Origin of the sequence: Bradyrhizobium archetypum (assembly GCF_013114835.1) — a bacterium.
Classification (GTDB): Bacteria; Pseudomonadota; Alphaproteobacteria; order Rhizobiales; family Xanthobacteraceae; genus Bradyrhizobium; species Bradyrhizobium archetypum.
Genome location: NZ_JAAVLW010000008.1, coordinates 137,136 through 153,405, shown reverse-complemented (window position 1 = coordinate 153,405; position 16,270 = coordinate 137,136). Strand labels below are relative to the sequence as shown.

Sequence of the window (16,270 nt, the reverse complement as noted above, 5' to 3'; positions counted from 1 at the left end):
GCCGGAGATGACGATGAGCGAGGATGAAAGCACCGATCGAAACGGCGCGCCAAAGGGCGCCTGCGGCGGCGGCCATAGCCACGCCGGCCACGCCCATCACCACCATCACGGCAACGGCGCGGCAACCGTTCGCGACCCCGTTTGCGGCATGACGGTAAATCCCGCAACGAGCACGCACCGCTTCGACTACCGCGGCGAGACCTTTCATTTCTGCTCGGCCGGCTGCCGTACAAAATTCGCTGCCGATCCCGCCGCTTACCTGGAGAAAGACAAGCGACCAAAAGCCGACGTGCCGGAAGGCGCGATATACACCTGTCCGATGCACCCGGAGATCCGCCAGGTCGGCCCCGGAAGCTGCCCGATCTGCGGCATGGCGCTGGAGCCGGAGGTCGCGAGCCTGGATGCGCCGCCCAATCCTGAACTCGCCGACATGACGCGCCGCTTCTGGATCGGCCTGGTGCTGTCCCTGCCGGCGGTCGTCCTCGAAATGGGCGGCCATCTCGTCGGCGGCCACGGCTGGGTTGATCCGACGCTGTCGAACTGGATCCAATTCGCATCCGCCACGCCTGTCGTGCTCTGGGCCGGCTGGCCGTTCTTCGTGCGCGGCTGGCAGTCGCTGCGCACGCGCAATCTCAACATGTTCACGCTGATCGCGATGGGTACGGGCGTTGCGTATGTCTACAGCGTCATCGGCACGGTCGCGCCCGGCATCTTCCCCGATACTTTCCGCGGCCATGGCGGCGCGGCGGCGGTCTATTTCGAGGCGGCGGCGGTCATCACCGTGCTGGTGCTGCTCGGCCAGGTACTCGAGCTGCGCGCGCGTGAGGCGACGTCAGGCGCGATCAAAGCGCTGCTGCAGCTTGCACCAAAGACCGCGCGCCGTATTGGCGATGACGGCGCCGATCATGAGGTCGAAATCGACGCGCTGGCAGTCGGCGACCGATTGCGGGTCCGGCCGGGCGAGAAAGTGCCGGTCGACGGCGTCATCCTGGAGGGCCGTTCTTCTCTCGATGAGTCGCTGGTCACGGGCGAATCCATGCCGGTCACCAAGGAGCCCGGCAGCAAGGTCATCGCGGGCACGCTCAACCAGTCCGGCGGCTTCGTCATGCGCACGGAAAAAGTGGGGCGTGACACGCTGCTCTCGCAGATCGTGAAGATGGTCGCGGATGCACAGCGCTCGCGGGCGCCGATCCAACGGCTGGCCGATCGGGTTTCCGGCTGGTTCGTGCCCATTGTGATCGTCGTGGCGATGGTCGCGTTCGGCGCCTGGGCCTGGTTCGGGCCCGAGCCGCGCATGGCATTCGGCCTGGTCGCCGCCGTCAGTGTGCTGATCATCGCCTGCCCCTGTGCGCTCGGCCTCGCCACGCCGATGTCGATCATGGTCGGCGTCGGGCACGGCGCGCAGGCCGGCGTGCTGATCAAGAACGCCGAAGCGCTGGAGAGGATGGAGAAGGTCAACACGCTCGTGGTCGACAAGACCGGTACGCTCACCGAGGGCAAGCCGAAGGTGGTCAATATCGTTGCGGCCCCGGGATTTGGCGAGGCCGACGTCCTGCGGCTGGCGGCCAGCGTCGAGCGTGCCAGCGAGCATCCGCTGGCCGATGCCATCGTGCGAGCGGCCAAAGAGCGCAATCTCGATCTTGGCAAGGTCGACGAATTCGATTCACCGACCGGCAAGGGCGCCACCGGCAAGGTCGACGGCAGAACCGTCGTGCTCGGCAATGCAAACTTCCTGCAATCGCTGGGCGTCGAAACCAGCGCGCTCAACGAACAGGGCGAGGGTCTGCGCGGCGAGGGCGCGACCGTCATCAACATGGCTGTCGACGGAAGGCTGGCGGCATTGTTTGCCATCGCCGACCCCGTAAAGGCATCGACACCGGACGCGCTGAAGGCGCTCGCGGCCGAGGGCATCGAGGTGATCATGCTGACCGGCGACAACAAGACCACTGCGAATGCCGTCGCAAAGCGCCTCGGTATTGCCGATGTTGAAGCGGAAGTGCTGCCCGATCAGAAGAGCGCGGTGGTGGCAAAGCTGCAGAAGGGCGGAAAGATCGTCGCGATGGCCGGCGACGGCGTTAACGACGCGCCGGCGCTCGCCGCAGCCGAAGTCGGCATCGCCATGGGCACCGGCACCGACGTCGCGATGGAAAGCGCCGGGCTCACGCTGCTGAAAGGCGATCTTACCGGCATCGTCCGTGCGCGGCGTCTTTCGCAGGCAACGATGCGCAATATCCGGCAGAACCTGTTCTTCGCCTTCATCTACAACGCCGCCGGAATCCCGATCGCCGCCGGCATTCTCTATCCGGCATTCGGCCTCTTGCTGTCGCCGATCATCGCCGCCGCCGCGATGGCGCTGTCCTCGGTCAGCGTCGTCGGCAACGCGCTACGCTTGCGAATGACGCGGCTGTAGTCTCGAAGCCTAGGTCTCGCCTCACGCACGGTGGGCTCCCTCCCGGCAAGGTCCTCCCCCGAGGAGTCGCCGCCTCTTGCCGAAGCTCTTGCAGGTATCTACCTCTCGCGAGGGTTTCTTCACAAGGGTAGAACCGCCATGCTCGACGCCGCCGTCAAGGCGCTTTCGCAGATCCTGTCGCCGCCGATGCGCTCCATCCTGTGGCGCTCGATCGGATTGGCGCTGGTGTTGATCACGGTGCTGGCGATCGGATTGCAGCGGCTATTGAGCTGGTTTGCCGATTACGGCGAGGGCTGGGCGGAGGCGATGCTCGGGCCGGGCTTCCACACCTCGCTCCACATCCTTTCCTGGATCATCTCGATCGCGGCCGGGCTCGGCGTCGTGCTCGGCGGCATTTTCCTGATGCCGGCAGTCACCTCGCTGATCGCAAGCGTATTCGTCGACGATGTCGCCGAGCATGTCGAGCGTGAGCATTATCCGGCGGAACGTCCCGGCGAGGCGCTGCCGCTCGGCATCGCGATCCCCGAGGGCATCAAGACGGCGCTGTTGACGATCCTGGTCTATTTGATCGCCCTGCCCTTCGTGCTGTTCGCCGGTGCGGGCTTTCTGATCTTCTTCATCGCCACGGCCTGGCTGTTGGGGCGTGAATATTTCGAACTCGCGGCGATGCGTTTCCGTTCGCCCGTGGAGGCCAAGGCGATGCGCCGGGACAATGCCGCAACCGTGTTTACCGCAGGCCTGTTCATTGCGGCCTTTGTGTCGATCCCGATCGTCAATCTGGCGACGCCGTTGTTCGGCATGGCCTTCATGGTCCACATGCACAAGCGGCTCTCGGGGCCGCGGCCCGACCTGATTGAGCCGGGGAGGAAGATGCCGGTGGCGTGACTGGGCACGTCATTCCAGGATGGTCCGCAGGACCAGACCAGGAATCTCGAGATTCTCAGGGGCGCAAGGGGCGCCCCATAGTTCGCATTTTCGATGCGCCCCGGAATGACACCAATCACTCACACCGTCTTTTCCGGCCAGCGGCAGAGATCGTTGATCAAACACACCTCGCAGCGCGGCTTGCGCGCCAGGCAGGTGTAGCGACCGTGCAGGATCAGCCAATGATGGGCATGCCGCATGAATTCCGCCGGGATCACCTTCTCCAGCCCCAGCTCGACTTCGAGCGGCGTGTTGCCGTGCGCGAGCCCGGTGCGGTTGCCGACGCGGAAGACGTGCGTATCCACCGCCAGCGTGTGCTCGCCATAGGCCATGTTGAGCACCACATTGGCGGTCTTGCGCCCGGCGCCCGGCAGCGATTCGATCTCGGCCCGCGTGCGCGGCACCTCGCCGCCGAATTCGTCGATCAGCTTTCGCGATAGCGCGATGACGTTTTTCGCCTTGTTGCGGTAGAGCCCAATCGTCTTGATGTAGTCGCGCAACTTCTCTTCGCCGAGCTCAAGCATCTTCTGCGGCGTATCGGCGACCGCAAACAGCGCGCGGGTCGCCTTGTTGACGCCGGCATCCGTTGCCTGCGCGGACAGCACGACCGCCACCAGCAGCGTGTAGGGGTTGAGATGCTCAAGCTCGCCCTTTGGCTCCGGATTGGCTTTGCGAAACCGGCTGAACGCCTCGTGGATCTCGGCCGGCGTCCAAGGCTTGGCCTTTGGAGACTTTAGCCCGGTCGATTTCTTCGCCACACCCGTCGGCGCCTTGGCGGCCTTCTTTGCCACTTTCTTCGGCACGGAGGGAACGCGGGATTTTTTGGCGCGGATAGGACGGATGATTTTGGCCATGATCGGGATATACTGATACGCGATGACCGCAGGCAACGACTTTGATCCGGTGCTTGACCAGCCGACGCTGTTTTCGGCGCGGGTGACGCCGCATCGCTCGCTCAACCGCACCGGCTTTTTGGTGCTGATGACGTTCATCGGCGGCGTGAGCTTTGTCGCCGGCATCGCGTTTTTGCTGATCGGCGCCTGGCCCGTGGTCGGCTTTTTCGGCCTCGACGCGCTGGTGATCTACTGGGCATTCCGGATCAATTTTCGCAGCGCTGACGCCACCGAGGACATCGTGGTGACGCCATCGGAGTTGCGCGTGCGGCAGGTGAGCCATCGCGGCCATCTGATGGAGTGGTCGTTCAATCCGCTCTGGGTGCAGCTAGAGCAGACCGGCGACCCCGAATTCGGCATCGAGCGGCTCTATCTGGTCTCCCGTGGCCGGCGGGTTTCGATTGGCCAGGTTTTGGGTCCAGACGAAAAAGCCAGCTTTGCCAAAGCCTTGCTGGCTGCGCTGCAAGCCGCCAAGCGCGGACCTACCTATAATCCGGTGGCTTGAGGTGCTTGTCAGAAATCGGGTGGTTTGAGCCGCGCATGAGCCCTAAATCAGACCCCATGATGATATCAGCGATACATGACCAGCGCCTGGCCAAGCCGGGCCACCAGAGCGCCGCGCTGCGCGACTACGATTCCGTGCGCCGTGCGATCGCCTTCATCTCGGAACAGTGGCGCTCGCAGCCGACCATCGAGGCGATGGCGGATGCTGCGGCCGTCACGCCAGATGAGCTGCACCATTTATTCCGCCGCTGGGCCGGGCTGACGCCGAAGGCGTTCATGCAGGCGCTCACCCTGGATCATGCCAAGAGCTTGCTGCGAGATTCCGCCAGCGTGCTCGACGCTGCGCTCGACTCCGGGCTATCGGGCCCGGGCCGGCTGCATGACCTGTTCGTCACCCACGAAGCGATGTCGCCGGGCGAATGGAAGAATGGCGGCGCCGGCATGATGTTGCGTTACGGGTTCCACGCTTCGCCTTTCGGCACGGCCATCGTGATCGCCAGCGACCGCGGCCTTGCCGGGCTCGCCTTTGCCGATCCCGGCGAGGAGTCGGCGGCGTTCGCCGACATGAAGCGGCGCTGGCCGAACGCAACCTATTTCGAAGACCACGACGGCACCGTGAGCCTCGCGCAACGCATCTTCGATACCCGGCTGTGGCGGCCGGACCAGCCATTGCGCGTGGTCCTGATCGGCACCGATTTCGAGGTGCGGGTGTGGGAGACGCTGCTCAAGATCCCGATGGGCCGCGCGGTCTGCTATTCCGATATCGCCGCCAAGATCAGAAACCCGAAGGCATCGCGTGCCGTCGGCGCTGCCATCGGCCGCAACCCGGTGTCGTTCGTGGTGCCCTGCCATCGCGCCCTTGGCAAAGGCGGCGCGCTCACCGGCTATCACTGGGGCGTCACGCGCAAGCAGGCGATGCTCGGCTGGGAAGCCGGGCAGGTGGGACTGCATTAGCGGCTAAACCCTCATGGTGAGGAGGCGCCAGCGGGTCCGCGCGAAGCGCAGCCCGATGACGCCGTCTCGAACCATGAGGCCCGACTGGTGCCATTCATCCCTCGAGACGCCTGCTGCGCAGGCTCCTCAGCATGAGGTCTAATGCCTCACGCAGCCAGATCGACCTTTGTCGCGACCGTCGAATCCGCATTGAGGCGGTAGATCACCGGCACGCCGGTCGCGAGTTCGCGCTTCAAGATCTGCGCCGGCGTCAGTTTCTCCAGCACCATGATCAGCGCGCGCAGCGAATTGCCGTGCGCGGCGACCAGCGTGCGCTGTCCGCGCAGCACGCCGGGCAGGATCTCCTGCACGTAATAAGGCAGCGCGCGCGCCAGCGTGTCCTTCAGGCTTTCACCGCCGGGCGGTGGCACGTCGTAGGAACGGCGCCAGATCAACACCTGGTCCTCGCCCCATTTCTTACGGGCGTCATCCTTGTTGAGGCCGGAGAGATCGCCATAGTCGCGTTCATTGAGCGCGAGGTCCTTCGTCGTCGGCAGCCCGGATTGGCCGATCTCGGCGAGCATCAATTTCAGCGTATGCTGGGCGCGCGTCAGGTCGGAAGTGAAGGCGACGTCGAATGTCAGCCCCTGCGCCTTCAATTTACGGCCGGCCTCCTTGGCCTCGGCAATGCCCAGCTCGGTCAGGTCAGGATCCTTCCAGCCGGTGAACAGGTTCTTCAAATTCCACTCGCTCTGCCCGTGGCGCACGAGCACAAGAAGACGTTCGCTCATTCCAGGATTTTCCGTTGTTCGATGTCTAGAAGTCGGCAAGCCCGAGCACGTCGGTCATCGTATAGAAGCCGGGCTGCTTGCCCCGCGCCCACAGCGCCGCCTTGACGGCGCCCTGTGCGAACATGGTGCGGTCTTCCGCACGGTGGGTCAGTTCGATCCGCTCCATGGGGCCAGCGAAGATCACGGAGTGATCGCCGGTGACGGTGCCGCCGCGCAGCGCAGCAAAGCCGATGTCGCCCGGCCGGCGCGCACCGGTATGCCCGTCGCGGCCGCGCGCCGAGCGGGCGTGCAGGTCGACGCCGCGGCCGGCAGCGGCAGCTTCGCCGAGCAGGAAGGCCGTGCCGGACGGCGCGTCGATCTTGGCCCTGTGGTGCATTTCGACGATTTCGATGTCGAAGCTCTCGTCCAGAGATTGCGCGACGCGCTTGACCAATGCGGCGAGCAGATTGACGCCGAGGCTCATATTGCCTGACTGCACCACCACTGCACGCGAGGTGACACTCTTGATCACGGCCATGTCTGATGTCGACAGGCCGGTAGTTCCAATGATGTGCACGAGGCCGCGTTCGACGGCGATCGCGACATTGGCGATGGTGGCAGCCGGCACGGTGAAATCGACGATCCCGTCGGCATTGGCCGACAGCGCCCAGAGGTCGGCGGAAAGTTTGATGCCGTTCTCCGGCAGGCCCGCAAGCACACCGGCATCCTTGCCCAGGAGTACCGATCCCGGCGCCTCCAGCGCGCCGGTCAATACCGCGCCGGGCGTCTCGGAAATGACGCGCACCAGCGCGCGGCCCATCCGGCCGCCGGCCCCCGCAACGATCAATCGCATATCGGCCATGGCTTTTTCCTCTTCACGCCCTATAGCGGGATGAGGCCGTTCCGGCAACCGATCAGGGCCCATCAGCCATCATGGCCGGGCTCGTCCCGGCCGTCCACGTCTTCTTCGCCTCGGCGAAGACGGGGATGCCGGGGGACCAGCCCGGGCACGACGGACAAAACCGACGTTCCAGCCCCGATCACGGCTGCGGGCCGTCATAGCCCTCGATGACGATGAGGTCCGCGATCGAGTGCGGCTGGCGGACCTTGATGTTGGCCTGGTATTCCGGCGAGTTGTAGCAGGCGAGCGCCTTGTCGTAGCTGTCGAACTCGATCACGACGTTGCGCGAGCGGCATTGGCCTTCGACCGCGGTGAACCTGCCGCCGCGCACGATGAAGCGCCCGCCGAATTTCTGGAAGATGGCCGGGTTGGCCGCCATGTAGGGCTTGTAGCCCTCGTCGTTGTGAACGTCGACGCGTCCGATCCAGTAACCCTTGGCCATCTCACTTCTCCGTTCCTTGATTATGCCAGCGCCTGCTTGATTTCCGCCTGAATGGCGTCCGCCGCCGCCTTGGGATCGGCGGCTTCGGTCACCGGGCGTCCGACCACCAGATAGTCAGCGCCGGCCGCGATCGCACGCGCCGGCGTCATGATGCGCTTCTGGTCGCCGGTTGCGGCGCCAGCGGGCCGGATGCCGGGGGTCACCAGGTTCATCTGGTGGCCGACGATCTTGCGCAAGGCGGCCGCCTCTTCCGGCGAGCTGACGAGGCCATCGACGCCCAACACCTGCGCCTGCTGCGCCCGCGCCTCGACGAGATCCGAGACGTTGAGACGATAGCCCGCGGCATGCAGATCGCCGTCGTCATAGGAGGTCAGCACCGTGACCGCGAGAATCTTCAAGCCCGATCCGGCGCGCGCCTCGACCGCGGCTTTCATGGTCTGCGGATAGGCGTGCACGGTGAGGAAGGTCGCCCCTAACTTGGCCACGCTCTCGACCCCGCGCGCCACCGTGTTGCCGATGTCATGCAGCTTGAGATCGATGAAGACCTTCTTGCCCGACTTCGCCAATTGCTGGGCCAGCGGCAACCCGCCGGCATAGGCGAGCTGATAGCCGATCTTGTAGAAGCTCACGCTAACGCCGAGCCGGGCGATCATGGCTTCCGCTTCGCTTACCCCTGGCAGGTCGAGCGCGACGATCAGGCGGTCCTTCGCTGCGATATCGGCTGGCTGCATGTCACCTCACATCATCCGTTGGGAAACGTCGATCAACTGCCGCACCAGCGCTTTCAGCGCCTCGGCGTCCGTGGGATGCTTCAGATGGTCCATCTCGTCATAGGCATCCTCGGCGAATGCCAGCGCAAGCTGGTTCGGGATCACCTGCGCATGGCAGGCCGACAGGATCAGCCGCAGCGCCGCCAGCGCGCGAACGCCGCCGAACCGGTTGCCGGAAGCGGAGGCGATCGCAAACACCCGATCGCGGAACACCTGCCCGCGGATCTCGTGCGCGTCCTGCACCCGGCTCACCCAGTCGATGGTGTTTTTCACCAGCGCCGGCACTGAGGAATTGTATTCCGGCGTCACGATCAGGACGCCATGATGGGCTGCCATCATCCGTTTCAAATTGACCGCATGCTTGGGCACGCCGGATTTCGCCTGCAGGTCGCCGTCATAGATTGGCAGCGGAAAGTCACCGAGCGAGATGCGAGTGACGTCGGCGCCTTCCTGCGCCAGTGCATGCGCGGCAACGGCAGCCAGCTTCGCATTGAGCGAGCCTGTGCGTAGCGATCCCGGGATCACGAGGATTTTCAGCGCGGACATATTTTAGAAATCGCGTTCAGGACAAGCCCCGCGCGATGGCGCCGGGCGGCTCAGCCCTTGCGATACACCCAGACCCGGGCGGGCGGAAGGTTCATCCAGATCCGCTCGGAAGCTTCTGTGGACACGCCCGGCAGCGATTTCGGGATCGGCGGCGCGACCGAATAGGTGAACTGCACGAAGGGCGCGCCGGGCGCGAGCGCCAGGAAGGCATCGCGGATCAGCTTCAGGCGCGTCAGCATCGGCTTGGTGACCAGCGGCAGGCCGGAGACGACGGCAGAGGCCGGCGCCTCGAGCACACCGCCGAGCGAGTCGCGCAGCGCATAGGCATCGCCCTGCACCACCCTGGCCTGCGGATAGCGGTCGCGCAACAGCGCACAGAAGCCAGGATTGTACTCGACCAGCACCAGACGCCTCTGGTCGACGCCATGCTCAATCAGCGCGTTGGTGATCGCGCCGGTGCCGGGCCCGAGTTCGATCACCGGTCCATCGGATTCGACCTCGACATATTGCGCCATAGTGCGAGCGAGCAGCTTGCTCGACGGCATCACCGCGCCCATGTGCAGCGGCTTTTCGATCCATGAACGGAGGAAGCGAACCTCATCATCGAGACGAGGCTTCTTCAACGCACGCACGGACGATTGCAAAGGCATGTCGCTACCAGGCGGGACCCGCTTTGATGCGGGGATGTCAGAAAACAGTCATAAACACGTATAGGTCGATCGGGATGTGGTCAAGCCAAACGGTAGTGCGTAAGGCGCGCCAAAGGGCCCGCGGTGCGGCGATAACACACTGTGCAAGCTGAATGAATCATGACCGACGGGCGAGACCTGGCTCGCCGGGCTTGCGTGCGCGCGGTTCAGGAGCTGGCGCGGTTGCCGAAGAAGTCCTTGACCTTGGTGAAGAAGCCGGCCGCTTCCGGCTGGGTGGCGCCGGACGACAATTTTTCGAACTCGGCGAGCAGTTCCTGCTGCTTCTTGGTCAGATTCTGCGGCGTTTCGACCACAACCTGGACATACATATCGCCGGTCTGGCGCGAGCGCAGCACCGGCATGCCCTTTGATGCAATGCGGAAACGGCGGCCGGACTGCGTCCCGGCCGGCACTTTCACCTTGGTCTTGCCCTTGTCGATGGTCGGGACCTCGAATTCGCCGCCGAGCGCGGCCGCGACCATCGAGATCGGAACCCGGCAATGCAGGTCGGCGCCGTCGCGCTGGAAGAACTCGTGAGTGGCGAGCGACAGGAAAATATAGAGATCGCCGGGCGGACCGCCGCGGATGCCGGCTTCGCCTTCGCCGGCCAGGCGAATGCGCGTGCCATCCTCGACGCCCTGGGGGATATTGACCGACAGCGTGCGGTCGCGCGTCACCCGTCCGGTGCCCGAACAGTTCGGGCAGGCATCCTCGATCATCTGGCCACGGCCCTGGCAGCCGGGGCAGGTCCGCTCCAGCGTGAAGAAGCCCTGAGCCTGGCGCACGCGCCCCGCACCGCCGCACATCGAGCAGGTCTTCGGCTTGGTGCCGGCCTTGGCGCCGGTGCCCGAACAGGGTTCGCAGGTGACCGAAACCGGAATCTCGATCTGCGCGGTCTTGCCCTGGAACGCCTCTTCCAGCGTGATCTCCATGTTGTAGCGCAAATCGGCGCCGCGCTCGCGTCCGCCGCTGCGCCGCTGTCCGGCCATGCCGAACAGGTCTTCGAAAATATCCGAGAATGACGAGGCGAAGCCGGCGCCGAAGCCGGGACCGCCGCCGCCCATGCCCTGCTCGAACGCGGCGTGGCCATAGCGGTCATAGGCGGCGCGCTTGTCGCCGTCTTTCAGGACTTCGTAGGCCTCGTTGATTTCCTTGAATTTCATTTCGCTGGTGGCATCGCCTGGATTCCTGTCCGGATGCCATTTCATCGCCAGCTTGCGGAACGCCGCCTTCAGCTTGGACTCGTCCGCGTTCCGATCAACTTCCAGGGTTTCGTAATAGCAGCGCTTGGTGGACATCAGTCAAACCCGCCCGAATTTGCCTTCATGCCGAAGCACCTCAATCGAAAAAGATGCCGCCATCGGCTTAAAGAAAAATGACCCTCACCCATCGAACGCAGCGCTCGCGCTCTTTTGGATGAGGGTCATGATCGAAAGCCCGCTTTAAGCCGACTTCTTGGTGTTCTTGTCGTCGTCGACCTCGGTGAACTCCGCGTCGACCACATCATCCTTGGCAGCATCCTTCTTGGCGTCCGCCTCGGCCTGCTGCTTGTACATCGCCTCGCCGAGCTTCATCGAAGCCTGCGCCAGCGTATTGGTCTTGGCCTTGATGGCCTCGGCATCGTCGCCCTTCAGCGCTTCCTTCAGATCGCTGACGGCATCCTCGATGGCGCGGCGCTCGCTTTCGGCGACCTTCGAACCGTGCTCGGCCAGCGCCTTCTCGGTCGAATGCACCAGCGCGTCGGCATGATTCTTGGCGTCGACCGCCTCGCGGCGCTTCTTGTCTTCGGCCGCATTGGCCTCGGCGTCCTTGACCATCTTCTGGATGTCGGCTTCCGAGAGACCGCCGGATGCCTGGATCCGGATCTGCTGCTCCTTGCCGGTCGCCTTGTCCTTGGCGGAGACATTGACAATGCCGTTGGCGTCGATGTCGAACGTCACCTCGATCTGCGGCATGCCGCGCGGCGCCGGCGGAATGCCCATCAGGTCGAACTGGCCGAGCACCTTGTTGTCCGCGGCCATTTCGCGCTCACCCTGGAAGACGCGGATGGTGACGGCGTTCTGGTTGTCCTCGGCGGTCGAGAATACCTGGCTCTTCTTGGTCGGGATCGTGGTGTTGCGGTCGATGATGCGGGTGAACACGCCACCCAGCGTCTCGATGCCGAGCGACAGCGGGGTCACGTCGAGCAGCAGCACGTCCTTGACGTCGCCCTGCAGCACGCCGGCCTGGATCGCGGCACCGATAGCGACGACCTCGTCCGGGTTGACGCCCTTGTGCGGCTCCTTGCCGAACAGCTGCTTCACGACTTCCTGAACCTTCGGCATGCGAGTCATGCCGCCGACCAGCACCACTTCGCCAATTTCGGCTGCGGTCAGGCCTGCGTCCTTCAGCGCCTTGCGGCAGGGCTCGATGGTCTTCTGGATGAGATCGTCGACGAGCGCCTCGAACTTGGCGCGGGTCAATTTCATCGTCAGATGCTTCGGCCCGGTCTGGTCCGCCGTGATGAAGGGCAGGTTGATTTCGGTCTGCGTCGTCGACGACAGCTCGATCTTGGCCTTTTCAGCGGCCTCCTTCAGGCGCTGCAGGGCCAGCTTGTCGTTGCGCAGGTTGATGCCCTGCTCCTTCTGGAACTCATCCGCCAGATAGCCGACAAGGCGCATGTCGAAGTCTTCACCGCCGAGGAAGGTGTCGCCGTTGGTGGACTTCACCTCGAACACGCCGTCGCCGATTTCGAGAATCGAGACGTCGAAAGTGCCGCCGCCGAGGTCGTAGACCGCGATCGTGCCGGCCTTCGCCTTGTCGAGGCCATAGGCCAGCGCGGCCGCCGTTGGCTCGTTGATGATGCGCAGCACTTCGAGACCGGCGATCTTGCCGGCGTCCTTGGTAGCCTGGCGCTGGGCGTCGTTGAAATAGGCGGGCACGGTGATGACGGCCTGCTCGACTTTCTGGCCGAGATGGGCTTCCGCGGTCTCCTTCATCTTCTGCAGGATGAAGGCCGAGACCTGCGAGGGCGAATAGGTTTTGCCGTCGGCCTCAACCCAGGCGTCGCCGTTCGATGCCTTGACGATCTTGTAGGGAACGAGCTTCTTGTCCTTCTCGACCATCGGGTCGTCGTAGCGGCGGCCGATTAGGCGCTTCACCGCAAAGAACGTACGCTCGGGATTGGTCACCGCCTGACGCTTGGCAGGCTGGCCGACGAGGCGCTCGCCGTCATCGGTGACGGCAACGATCGAAGGCGTGGTGCGCATGCCTTCCGCGTTCTCGATGACTTTCGCAGTCTTGCCATCCATTACGGCAACGCACGAATTCGTGGTGCCGAGATCGATCCCAATGACCTTTCCCATGGTCCTCATATCCTTCTTTTTGCGGCAGGTTGGCTGGGCCCTGGACGGCGCACCTAACCGAACCCCCAACGTTCAAATACTCGCGATATTGCGACGGTGAGCCTCATATAGGAGGGTGGGTTGCCCCTGCAAGGACCGAACGCAAGCTTAAGGCCTGAAAAGCCTGACGTTTGAAAGATTGTGTCAGCGCGGGGCCGGGCGGGCACAGCCCTCACGTGGCGTTAAGAAATCGGCAAGGCCGGCGACACCCGCGCGCGCTGCCGAAGCGTGGCGCAGCAATGGGCATCATCCCCACCGTGCGGGCCCCGCCATGTGGGAGGGGGAGCGGTATTTGGCCGCTGCAAGCGCCTCAAAAAGAGCCCGGAGGCCGGGCAAAATCCCGCGAAATAGCCGATATATCGAAACGCAACGGGGGAACGGACGCCTGCCCTGCCCTGTTGCAGGGACATCAAAACCGTTAAAAGCGGGCCGAACGGAACGACCCCGTCGTGCCCCGAGGCCCAAGACTCAGAATTCCACTCGCTTAGATTCCACTCGCTGCATCGTCCGACCACTGAACGGCCTCCATGCAAACCGGTAGATTCTCCATGAAGCCACTTCGATACTTTGCTGCGGTTGCCCTTGTTGCCGCCATATCTGCTGGCGTTGCCGCTTCCGCATTCGCCGCCGACCCGGTCTTCCCGGCGGGAGCCAGGGTGGGCATGACGCCGCTCGTCGGCCTCAACAAGGCCAAGGCATTCACCGGATTCGAGACCGAGGACCACAGCGTCAAGGTGCTGGTCGCCGACCTGCCCGCCGAGGCCTATGGCGAGGTCGCCAACGCCTTCAAGGCCAACCCCACCGGCACCGGCGGCATCAAGCCGGAGAGCATCGAGACCGCGGCGGGACTCGGCTACTACACCGTCGAGAACGCCAAGGACGGCGCCACCAATGTGCGCCGCTATTCGATGATCCTGCCTGGCCCCACCTTCTCCGGCTATGTCGCCGTGCAGGTGCCGGAGAACGCCGCGAAGATCTACACCGACGATGCCGTGCGGCAGATGTTCGCTTCTGCCGCGATCCGCATCGAGGTGCCGGTCGATGAGCAGCTTGGGCTGATGCCGTTCAAGATCAGCGAACTCTCGAGCTTCAAGAACGTCCGCACGCTGGCGCCGGGCGCCGCGCTCATTCTCTCCGACAGCGATGAAAAGAAGGGTTTTGAGATCGCCCCGTTCATGATCATCGGGCTGATCGGCCAGACCGCAGCCTCGCCCGACGATCGCGGCCGCTTTGCCCAGCAGATCGCGACCACGATTCCCGGCGTGCGCGACGGGCGGATCACGATGTCCGAACCGGTCCGCATCGACGGCCAGCCCGGCTACGAGACGCGGATCGACGCGATCAGCGGCAAGGACAATACGCCTGTTACCATCGTTCAGTGGCTGCGGTTCGGCTCGCAGACCTCGATGCGCATCATCGGCTCTTCGCCGCGCGAAGAGTGGACCAAGGCGTTCCCGCGCTTTCGCGCCGTGCGCGACGGAATCCAGCCGCGGACCTGATCCGGGAATTCGCGGCCCACGCTGCAATTTCGGGCTTCCGTTCGTACATACATCTAACTAGCCTTTCCCCTGTCCGGGTTCGCAACAGGGGAGATGTGCTATGCTTTCTCGCAGGCTGGTCCTAACTGGTCTCGGCGCGACATCGGTCGCTACCCTCGCACCAGGAGCAATCATGGCCGCACCGATCAAGCCGGATGACGCCTCCGCGCTCATCGTTATCGACGTACAAAATTGCTTCCTTCCTGGCGGCAGCCTCGCGGTCAAGGATGGCGAGCAGGTCGTTCCGATCATCAACCGGATCGCCAAGGGCTTTGCCAACGTGGTGCTGACGCAGGACTGGCACACCGCGGACCACGTCTCGTTCGCGACATCGCATTCCGGCAAGAAGCCGTTCGAGACGGTCGACCTTCCCTACGGCAAGCAGGTACTGTGGCCGGATCATTGCGTGCAGGGGACCGAGGGCGCATCGCTGTCGAAGGACCTCGCAATCCCGCATGCCGGCCTCGTCATCCGCAAGGGTTTCAACAAGAACGTCGACAGCTATTCGGCCTTCACCGAGGCCGACGGCAAGACCTCGACGGGGCTTGCCGCCTACTTGAAAGCGCGCAAAGTGAAGCGGGTGTTCCTCGCCGGCCTTGCCACCGATTACTGCGTGGCATGGAGCGCGCTCGACGCGCGCAAGGCGGGCTTTGAAACCTATGTGATCGAAGACGCCTGCCGCGGCATCGACCTTCAGGGCTCGCTCGCCAAAGCCTGGGCCGACATGACCAAAGCCGGCGTCAAGCGCATCCAGTCGGGCGATATCGCGGTGTAGGAGTCGCGTTCCCCGGATGCTGCGCAGCGCGCCGCTCTTCGCGGCGTGGTGCGCTGCTGATCCGGGGTCCATCGGCGCGGCGAGAAGTGGGTCCCGGCTCTGCGGAGCAGCGCCAGAAGCGCTGCACCGCGTCCGGGACACGAGAGACTTGGCTTTGCTCTCGAGAGGCTTAGCTTTGCTCTGAGGGAGCAGCCGCCGGCGCGGCCTTTGCGCCGCCCTTGGAGACGCCGACGAGTGCCGGGCGCAGCACGCGGTCGCCGATCATGAAGCCGGCCTGCACGACCTGAACCACCGTTCCCGATGGGACGGACGCGTCGGGGACTTCGTACATGGCCTGCTGGAAATTCGGATCGAACTTCTCGCCCGACGGATCGAATTTCTTGACGCCGTTCTTCTCCAGCGTGTTGAGCAGCGAACGCTCGGTCAGCTCGACGCCTTCGATGAAGGCCTTGATGCCGGGATCGGCGGTCTCCTTCACCTCAGCCGGTATCGCATCCAGCGCGCGCTGCAGATTGTCGGCGATCTCGAGGATGTCGCGCGCAAAGCCGGTGATGCCGTAAACGCGCGCGTCGGCCACCTCCTTGGCAGTGCGCCTGCGCAGGTTTTCCATCTCCGCCAGCGTGCGCAGCATCTTGTCGCGCGCTTCCGCTACTTCCTTCGTCAACGCCTCGACCGATCCTTCCTCGGGATCGTCGGGCATGACGTAAGGTTTTGAGACCACGGGCTCGCCGGTCTGGTTGGCGGGTTGTGTCCCGTCGTCACTCGGCCGGTTGGGATCGGTCATAAGACTGC

General features: G+C 64.2%; 16 protein-coding genes. 6 read left to right on the top strand and 10 right to left on the bottom strand.

The features are described from left to right. Window positions 1-13 precede the first annotated feature (13 nt). Window positions 14-2,410 (top strand): heavy metal translocating P-type ATPase, encoded by a 2,397-nt coding sequence (locus HCN50_RS26050; protein ID WP_283812126.1) that lies wholly within the window; start codon window positions 14-16, stop codon window positions 2,408-2,410. Window positions 2,411-2,548: 138 nt separating this feature from the next. Further along, window positions 2,549-3,295: a sulfate transporter family protein gene (locus HCN50_RS26045; protein ID WP_171712752.1), complete on the top strand. Its 747-nt coding sequence runs from the start codon at window positions 2,549-2,551 to the stop codon at window positions 3,293-3,295. 119 nt (window positions 3,296-3,414) lie between these two features. On the opposite strand, the gene nth is transcribed toward HCN50_RS26045, so the two are convergent. Next, on the bottom strand, window positions 3,415-4,188 hold the full coding sequence (gene nth / locus HCN50_RS26040; protein WP_171712751.1) for an endonuclease III: 774 nt from the start codon (window positions 4,186-4,188) through the stop codon (window positions 3,415-3,417). Window positions 4,189-4,210: 22 nt separating this feature from the next. Between nth and HCN50_RS26035 the strand changes: the two genes are divergently transcribed. Together HCN50_RS26035 and HCN50_RS26030 are read left to right on the top strand one after the other, a co-directional pair. Further along, window positions 4,211-4,732 (top strand): DUF2244 domain-containing protein, encoded by a 522-nt coding sequence (locus HCN50_RS26035; RefSeq protein WP_171712750.1) that lies wholly within the window; start codon window positions 4,211-4,213, stop codon window positions 4,730-4,732. Between the two features lie 56 nt (window positions 4,733-4,788). Beyond that, window positions 4,789-5,685 carry a methylated-DNA--[protein]-cysteine S-methyltransferase gene (locus tag HCN50_RS26030; protein ID WP_171712885.1) on the top strand — a complete coding sequence of 299 codons (897 nt, stop codon included), beginning with the start codon at window positions 4,789-4,791 and terminating at the stop codon, window positions 5,683-5,685. 146 nt (window positions 5,686-5,831) lie between these two features. Here HCN50_RS26030 and HCN50_RS26025 read toward each other — a convergent pair whose 3' ends face one another. From HCN50_RS26025 to dnaK, 8 genes are all read right to left on the bottom strand, one after another. Further along, window positions 5,832-6,455 carry a 2,3-bisphosphoglycerate-dependent phosphoglycerate mutase gene (locus HCN50_RS26025; protein ID WP_171712749.1) on the bottom strand — a complete coding sequence of 208 codons (624 nt, stop codon included), beginning with the start codon at window positions 6,453-6,455 and terminating at the stop codon, window positions 5,832-5,834. A 25-nt stretch (window positions 6,456-6,480) separates the two neighbouring features. Next, window positions 6,481-7,296, bottom strand: coding sequence for a 4-hydroxy-tetrahydrodipicolinate reductase (gene dapB / locus HCN50_RS26020; RefSeq protein WP_171712748.1), 816 nt, complete (start codon window positions 7,294-7,296; stop codon window positions 6,481-6,483). Between the two features lie 178 nt (window positions 7,297-7,474). After that, the gene (locus tag HCN50_RS26015; protein ID WP_171712747.1) at window positions 7,475-7,777 is read right to left on the bottom strand and encodes a DUF1330 domain-containing protein; all 303 of its coding nucleotides are present in this window, start codon (window positions 7,775-7,777) and stop codon (window positions 7,475-7,477) included. A gap of 20 nt (window positions 7,778-7,797) precedes the next feature. Then, window positions 7,798-8,508: an orotidine-5'-phosphate decarboxylase gene (gene pyrF / locus HCN50_RS26010; protein ID WP_171712746.1), complete on the bottom strand. Its 711-nt coding sequence runs from the start codon at window positions 8,506-8,508 to the stop codon at window positions 7,798-7,800. Between the two features lie 6 nt (window positions 8,509-8,514). Continuing rightward, window positions 8,515-9,093, bottom strand: coding sequence for an NADPH-dependent FMN reductase (locus tag HCN50_RS26005; RefSeq protein ID WP_171712745.1), 579 nt, complete (start codon window positions 9,091-9,093; stop codon window positions 8,515-8,517). A 50-nt stretch (window positions 9,094-9,143) separates the two neighbouring features. Continuing rightward, a complete protein-coding gene (locus HCN50_RS26000) occupies window positions 9,144-9,743 on the bottom strand; it encodes a class I SAM-dependent methyltransferase (protein WP_171712744.1) in 600 nt (199 codons plus the stop codon). Window positions 9,744-9,949: 206 nt separating this feature from the next. Beyond that, a complete protein-coding gene (dnaJ, locus tag HCN50_RS25995) occupies window positions 9,950-11,080 on the bottom strand; it encodes a molecular chaperone DnaJ (RefSeq protein WP_171712743.1) in 1,131 nt (376 codons plus the stop codon). A gap of 144 nt (window positions 11,081-11,224) precedes the next feature. Next, entirely contained in the window at window positions 11,225-13,126 is a 1,902-nt protein-coding gene (gene dnaK / locus HCN50_RS25990) for a molecular chaperone DnaK (protein ID WP_171712742.1), read from the bottom strand. Window positions 13,127-13,713: 587 nt separating this feature from the next. Here dnaK and HCN50_RS25985 point away from each other — a divergent pair. Together HCN50_RS25985 and pncA are read left to right on the top strand one after the other, a co-directional pair. Next, window positions 13,714-14,664, top strand: a complete 951-nt coding sequence (locus HCN50_RS25985; RefSeq protein ID WP_171712741.1) for a hypothetical protein — start codon at window positions 13,714-13,716, stop codon at window positions 14,662-14,664. A gap of 100 nt (window positions 14,665-14,764) precedes the next feature. Beyond that, window positions 14,765-15,478 (top strand): bifunctional nicotinamidase/pyrazinamidase, encoded by a 714-nt coding sequence (gene pncA / locus HCN50_RS25980; protein ID WP_171712740.1) that lies wholly within the window; start codon window positions 14,765-14,767, stop codon window positions 15,476-15,478. 169 nt (window positions 15,479-15,647) lie between these two features. Here the strand turns inward: pncA and grpE are convergent, their stop codons facing one another. Next, a complete protein-coding gene (gene grpE, locus HCN50_RS25975; protein ID WP_171712739.1) occupies window positions 15,648-16,262 on the bottom strand; it encodes a nucleotide exchange factor GrpE in 615 nt (204 codons plus the stop codon). Window positions 16,263-16,270: the final 8 nt, after the last annotated feature.

What these genes read in the sequence shown, in the direction of transcription:
- HCN50_RS26005 (WP_171712745.1), bottom strand. Translation starts at nt 9,093, where the DNA reads ATGTCCGCGCTGAAAATCCTCGTGATCCCGGGATCGCTACGCACAGGC.
- HCN50_RS25985 (WP_171712741.1), top strand. Translation starts at nt 13,714, where the DNA reads ATGAAGCCACTTCGATACTTTGCTGCGGTTGCCCTTGTTGCCGCCATA.
- HCN50_RS26035 (WP_171712750.1), top strand. Translation starts at nt 4,211, where the DNA reads ATGACCGCAGGCAACGACTTTGATCCGGTGCTTGACCAGCCGACGCTG.
- pyrF (WP_171712746.1), bottom strand. Translation starts at nt 8,508, where the DNA reads ATGCAGCCAGCCGATATCGCAGCGAAGGACCGCCTGATCGTCGCGCTC.
- HCN50_RS26050 (WP_283812126.1), top strand. Translation starts at nt 14, where the DNA reads ATGAGCGAGGATGAAAGCACCGATCGAAACGGCGCGCCAAAGGGCGCC.
- HCN50_RS26030 (WP_171712885.1), top strand. Translation starts at nt 4,789, where the DNA reads ATGATGATATCAGCGATACATGACCAGCGCCTGGCCAAGCCGGGCCAC.
- dnaJ (WP_171712743.1), bottom strand. Translation starts at nt 11,080, where the DNA reads ATGTCCACCAAGCGCTGCTATTACGAAACCCTGGAAGTTGATCGGAAC.
- HCN50_RS26000 (WP_171712744.1), bottom strand. Translation starts at nt 9,743, where the DNA reads ATGCCTTTGCAATCGTCCGTGCGTGCGTTGAAGAAGCCTCGTCTCGAT.
- dnaK (WP_171712742.1), bottom strand. Translation starts at nt 13,126, where the DNA reads ATGGGAAAGGTCATTGGGATCGATCTCGGCACCACGAATTCGTGCGTT.
- HCN50_RS26045 (WP_171712752.1), top strand. Translation starts at nt 2,549, where the DNA reads ATGCTCGACGCCGCCGTCAAGGCGCTTTCGCAGATCCTGTCGCCGCCG.
- HCN50_RS26025 (WP_171712749.1), bottom strand. Translation starts at nt 6,455, where the DNA reads ATGAGCGAACGTCTTCTTGTGCTCGTGCGCCACGGGCAGAGCGAGTGG.
- grpE (WP_171712739.1), bottom strand. Translation starts at nt 16,262, where the DNA reads ATGACCGATCCCAACCGGCCGAGTGACGACGGGACACAACCCGCCAAC.
- dapB (WP_171712748.1), bottom strand. Translation starts at nt 7,296, where the DNA reads ATGGCCGATATGCGATTGATCGTTGCGGGGGCCGGCGGCCGGATGGGC.
- pncA (WP_171712740.1), top strand. Translation starts at nt 14,765, where the DNA reads ATGCTTTCTCGCAGGCTGGTCCTAACTGGTCTCGGCGCGACATCGGTC.
- HCN50_RS26015 (WP_171712747.1), bottom strand. Translation starts at nt 7,777, where the DNA reads ATGGCCAAGGGTTACTGGATCGGACGCGTCGACGTTCACAACGACGAG.
- nth (WP_171712751.1), bottom strand. Translation starts at nt 4,188, where the DNA reads ATGGCCAAAATCATCCGTCCTATCCGCGCCAAAAAATCCCGCGTTCCC.